At 46.3% G+C, this 4,604-nt stretch carries 5 protein-coding genes; 3 read left to right on the top strand and 2 right to left on the bottom strand.

Annotated features, from left to right (window positions below; all coding sequences use genetic code 11):
• Nucleotides 1–238: 238 nt before the first annotated feature.
• Both DFP97_RS29930 and DFP97_RS29925 read right to left on the bottom strand, forming a co-directional pair.
• Nucleotides 239–568, bottom strand: coding sequence for a DHCW motif cupin fold protein (locus DFP97_RS29930; RefSeq protein WP_114384311.1), 330 nt, complete (start codon nucleotides 566–568; stop codon nucleotides 239–241).
• A 278-nt stretch (nucleotides 569–846) separates the two neighbouring features.
• Complete coding sequence (locus DFP97_RS29925; RefSeq protein ID WP_114384310.1) at nucleotides 847–1,515, bottom strand: hypothetical protein; 669 nt, start codon at nucleotides 1,513–1,515, stop codon at nucleotides 847–849.
• A 678-nt stretch (nucleotides 1,516–2,193) separates the two neighbouring features.
• On the opposite strand from DFP97_RS29925, the gene DFP97_RS31840 reads away from it, so the two are divergent.
• From DFP97_RS31840 to DFP97_RS29910, 3 genes are all read left to right on the top strand, one after another.
• A complete protein-coding gene (locus DFP97_RS31840) occupies nucleotides 2,194–2,610 on the top strand; it encodes a ribosome small subunit-dependent GTPase A (RefSeq protein ID WP_245976654.1) in 417 nt (138 codons plus the stop codon).
• Nucleotides 2,553–3,089, top strand: coding sequence for a ribosome small subunit-dependent GTPase A (gene rsgA / locus DFP97_RS31835; RefSeq protein WP_245976653.1), 537 nt, complete (start codon nucleotides 2,553–2,555; stop codon nucleotides 3,087–3,089). Before DFP97_RS31840 ends, rsgA begins: the two co-directional genes overlap by 58 nt.
• An 87-nt stretch (nucleotides 3,090–3,176) precedes the next feature.
• Nucleotides 3,177–4,193 (top strand): aminoglycoside phosphotransferase family protein, encoded by a 1,017-nt coding sequence (locus DFP97_RS29910; RefSeq protein WP_114384308.1) that lies wholly within the window; start codon nucleotides 3,177–3,179, stop codon nucleotides 4,191–4,193.
• The last annotated feature ends 411 nt before the right edge of the window (nucleotides 4,194–4,604 follow it).

The following is a 4,604-nucleotide window of genomic DNA, read 5'->3' as shown; positions in this document are numbered from 1 at the left end:
GATGGTTTTTATCGTTAAGTGGTTAGGTTCATAAAAATTCTCATTTACGTATGTTAATGCCTTGAAAAATTCATTCATTAGCTAGACTCCTTTTTCTATACTATGAATTCATACCTTCTTCAACCAACCTGCCCGTTAGCACAACGAGGCTGCCGTTCATGCCGGCAGCCTCGTCCTGGTGATTGTTAAGCTATAGTTCTCCGATAGCTCAACAAAAGCTGAAGAACATTTTATCTTGTTAGTCTACAATAAATAATTTTGCTCCAGTGTTCGTATAAGATCTATGTGGATTTGCATTGTCAGCCACCTGATAACTGACTCCTGGCGTGAGTTTAAATTCTCTTCCGTCTGAAAGTTCGGTATACAGTTCTCCTTCAAGTACTAACAAAACGTGGCCTCTGTTACACCAATGGTCTGCAATATAACCAGGAGTATATTCTACCATTCGTACTCTTATGTTCCCCATCTCAAATGTCCGCCAATACGCATAACCTTCAATTCCAGGATGTTGAGTAGCGCTTACCTCACTCCAGTCAATTGTACAAAATGGAACATCCGTTATCTTCATAATATGGTTCCCCCCGGGAATAATCTGGTTTTCATTTCGGCAGCCTGGTTAGTGGTGAAAGGCCTCCTTAGTAATTGTTTGCGGCAATTTCTTATAATTTCTTTTGGTGAATTTCGTTAAAACCATCGATATTTATTTATTCGGCAATATGAACAATTTTCCTTTTATGTAACAGTTAACTACGCAATCCTGCCAGTTAGTTGAGTGAAAAAATGGAGCATCTGCACAGCGGCAGCTTGCTCCACTATCGTTTTCCGTTAATATAATGACGTATCTGATTATTGTTTATATTTTGCAGCAATCTGCTCTTTGAGAGAATTGAAATGTTCCGTCTTGCCAGCAAAATGGACTTCATTATCGATGATTTCTTGCCGGGTCAAGGTACCGCACGTAAAGCGGATGGATGATTTCGAATCATTCAGATTGAATTTACCTTGATAACCACCTACTGGAACGTATATGCCGGAAGCATCCTTCTGCAAAAATAAGGTGTAATGGTCTCCCTTCACCATCGGAACATAACCGGAAACTGACCGAAACATGCTTCCATCCTCGAAAAAAGCGCTCTCTGATACTGAAATTTCCTGGCCCTCTTCCGCCTCGCCTTTGAATACTTGCAGCAATTTGATTAAAGTTACAGCTTGATTAATTTCACCTTTCCCTCCGACTTTCCTGATTGTGGATTCTCCAGCCTTCTCAGCGAGTACGATCAGATCGGACATGCTTTCTAATAAAGTCAAATCTTTGACTTCAAGAGCCGTAATTCTCTCCATCGTGAGCCTTTTACTTTCCTGAATGTCTATATTTTCAACTTTCTCAAACTCTTGGTTAAATGGTACAGATTTCACCGCTGTCGCTGTCTGCTCGGGAAATTTGTTAGACGCATACACGCTGCCCCCTGTAAGAAGCAGGCATGTACCGATCATAATGAGCATTTTCATATTCATACTTGGTTTCTCCCCCCATAAATTATTACTAGTTACTATCTTGGACGCATAAGAGACATTGGATGTTACCCAAAAACGACATCCAAAATATGCCTTGAAATCCTAAAAGTTTTCTCGCTCTTCACTCTATACCCGTTGTCCCGTCCGTTTCACTTCTTAAATGACACCAAATAATGGAAAGTCGCACTAATCTGCCAGTTTAGCGTAACGGCGTTTTCAGTAAAAAACTTATCATATGTACCGAAAAAACCAACCCCCCTTAAAACGGAAGGAAACGGGGTCGATGACGACCTGTTCTTCGAACGACTCGGCGAGTTGAAAGACCGTCAGGAGCGGTCAAACAACTTGAGAAAGCGCTCATGGAGCAGGCCGACACAATCTGCGCAGTCCGGCATTGATTTTTTTGCCAAAAAAGGTTATTTTATAGAAAGCTTAGCGATAAGCAAGTTCCTGACACGAAGGGAGATGTGTTTTAATGGCAACTACTTATATGGTGGTTTGGTCTTAAAACTGAATAGCTGGCATACGCGAAAAAAGCGGGAAAACGCCCGTATTATTTGGTATGCCATCCAAAGTAACCTTTCGTGAATATTGCTGTTTGCAGGATACGATGAAGGTCGTATCTTTTTTTGCGTCCTGATGCCGCGCGACAGCAGCTTCTTTAGAGGCTGCTTGTCCGTGGCATTTTTGCGTCCAAAAAACAACATTAAAGGAGCTAACAAAAAAACCATGATGAATTTGAAAACCTATGGCTACACAGAAATAGAAGCAATTCCCGATGGATTATTGCCCGGCAGGGTGACGGAGCTTCGGCGCGAGCGCTTCACGGTCATAACCGAGCGCGGCGAAGTAACGGCGGTGCTCAAAGGAGCGTTCTATCACAGCGCGGAAACGCGCGTAGACTTTCCGTGCGTCGGTGATTTTGTCTTGCTGCACTACAACGAGAGCGGAGATTCTCTCATCGTTTCGGTACTGCCCCGCCGCTCCAAGTTCTCACGCGCGGATTACTCAGGACATGCCGCAGCTATGCCAAAACCGTGCGGGAACAGGTCGTTGCAACCAACTTTGACTATGTATTTATCCTTTCCTCTCTGAATTGGGATTTCAACGTTACCCGCATCATGCGGTACCTAACACAAGCCAGGCAGAGCGGCGGCCAGCCGGTCGTCATTCTGACCAAGGCTGATCTCGTTGAAGATTATAATCTCCCGCTCGCAGAAGTCACACAAAGCATCCCTGATGTGCCGGTTCACGCGATCTGCAGTCATACAGGCCTGGGGCTGAACGAACTCGATCCCTACTTGATGCCTGGTAAAACAGTCGTCTTTCTCGGCATGTCCGGCGTCGGTAAATCGTCTCTGCTCAATGAGTTGATAGAACAGGACGTAATGAAGGTTCAGGCGATCCGGGAGGTCGACAGCCGGGGGCGGCATACGACAACGCACCGTCAGCTGTTCATACTCCCCTCCGGTACGATGGTCATCGATACGCCGGGTATGCGTGAGCTCGGGCTTTTAGATGCAGACGAAGGCATACGCGCAAGCTTTACCGATGTGGAGGATTGGCCAGGATAAAACGAGCTACCTCATCGACAAGAGGGGTCGAAACAAAACGATCGCCATGTGGAGCAAGCAAACGAAGAAAAATGGAGGAATGAAGAAATGAATATTAAACTTGAAACACTGATCTATACTTTAAGCCAACGGTTCAAGACGGATATCATCTCCACCGACTGCCAAACCATGTCGTTACAGGGCGGAACTGTGGGAAATGTGTACCTGGTTACGGGGATCGCCGAAACCACGGATGGCGAAAAATTGCCGTACCGTATCGTGCTGAAAATCCAGAAGAAATGGGAGCGTTACGGCGATCCGGGTTCATGGCGCCGGGAATATGATCTCTATGCGTCTGACTTGGGAGCGACGTTCTCGGATGCCTTCCGCTGGCCGACATGTTATCACGCCGAGATCAATGCCGAAGAAAATGAATTCCAGCTGTGGCTGGAATATATCGATGGCGTAACCGGTTTAGACTTGACCGGTGACATGTATGAACAGGCCGCGCTGGAGTTAGGACGCTATCAAGGCAAGCTTTATGCGGAGCAGCCCGCCGTGCTGCAGAGCCTGACCAACCTGAGCCATGCGGATCTCATGAAGAATACGTATCTGCATTACCGGTCATGGCCGGTCGTCTACGATTATATACGCTCGGAGGAGTGCGCATTCCCGCAGCACGTGCGGCAAATGCTCATCGACATCGATGAGCACGCAGACGAGATATTCGCCCGCATCGAAAAATTGCCCCTCGTGCTATGCCACCGGGACTTCTGGGTGACCAACCTGATCTATGCCGACGGGAAAATCGCGCTCATCGACTGGGATACATCCGGATGGGGCTACCTGGGCGAGGATCTCGCAAGCCTGATTGCGGATGAAGCGGATATCGATCTCATGGTCGAATACTACCAGCGATGTGTCCCGGCGTATTACAAAGGCTTTTCGGAGTATGCGGATGTATCCCCTATCGCCGATCATTGCGTCTACGAGCTGATCCTTCTCGTATTCGGGTACAGGATTGTGGAGCGGTATCTCCACATAGAGGACGATGACGAGAAGACGAAGTGTGTCCATATGCTCCAAAAAATCTATGAAATGAAGACCAGCCCTGCACAGGGTTGACTCTAAAAAAAGACCTCCGAAAACCCTTGAATGTATTGGGTTTTCGGAGTTTCTTTCATTACTCCCATTCGATCGTAGCCAGCGGCTTGCTCGTGATGTCGTAGACGATGTGGGGCATTCCAGTCGGTGAATCGACAGTGAAATTGACAAACGTTTACAGCGTCACATCGGAAGCTCCGAAAGAAAACCAGCCTATCTATGTGATCGGCTGCCTTCGTTATTTAATGCACAAACTGCTGCAAGATTTATGCTACTTCGAAAACATTGCAAACTCAAAGTCACTAATAAGTATAAACGAAACCGTTTCTTGCTTGTATTCGTCGAACAAGAACGATATATAATACTCGTTCTGCATCGTATCATTGGGCAGTTGAGAGGATTCCAGCTTGACTAATGCTTCTTCATCGCCTT

Origin of the sequence: Paenibacillus prosopidis (assembly GCF_003337375.1) — a bacterium.
In the GTDB taxonomy this organism is placed as follows: domain Bacteria; phylum Bacillota; class Bacilli; order Paenibacillales; family Paenibacillaceae; genus Pristimantibacillus; species Pristimantibacillus prosopidis.
Note: the sequence above shows the minus strand (reverse complement) of the source record. Positions and strands in the feature narration are given on the sequence as shown.